This is a genomic window from Streptomyces sp. Y20 (assembly GCF_043195475.1).
Classification (GTDB): domain Bacteria; phylum Actinomycetota; class Actinomycetes; order Streptomycetales; family Streptomycetaceae; genus Streptomyces.
The window spans coordinates 1-410 of record NZ_JBIDDP010000049.1; the positions used below are offsets into that span (position 1 = coordinate 1).

Genomic DNA, 410 nt, shown 5'->3' on the forward strand with positions numbered 1-410 from the left:
GCTTGAACTGCGCGGGCTGTTTGACGTTGGCAGTTGGCAACACGAGCTGCTGATCGGCACCGAATACGAGGACTACCGCAAGAAAGAACGCGTGACCGCCATCACCGGCAGCCCCTACGCCATCGACCTCTACAACCCGGTCTACGGCCAGGCCAAACCCAACGGCCTGCGCTCGGGCACCGATTTCTTCGAGCAGACCAAAAGCCACGCGCTGAACCTGCAGGACCAAATCATCTTCACCGACCGCCTGCGCGGCATGCTCGGGGCGCGCTTCGAGCACTTCGACCAACACATCGAAGACTTCACCGGCGCGCCCAAAAGCCACCAGACCCACGACGCCGTCACCCAGCGCGCGGGCCTGCTGTATCAACTCACGCCGCACGTCGGCGTATTCGCCAACGCCTCCACCT

At 63.2% G+C, this 410-nt stretch carries 1 protein-coding gene; it reads left to right on the forward strand.

Annotated features, from left to right (window positions below; translation table 11 throughout):
- Positions 1 to 410: TonB-dependent receptor domain-containing protein (locus ACGFT1_RS35790; protein WP_373913161.1), on the forward strand; the 410-nt coding region annotated here is incomplete at both ends.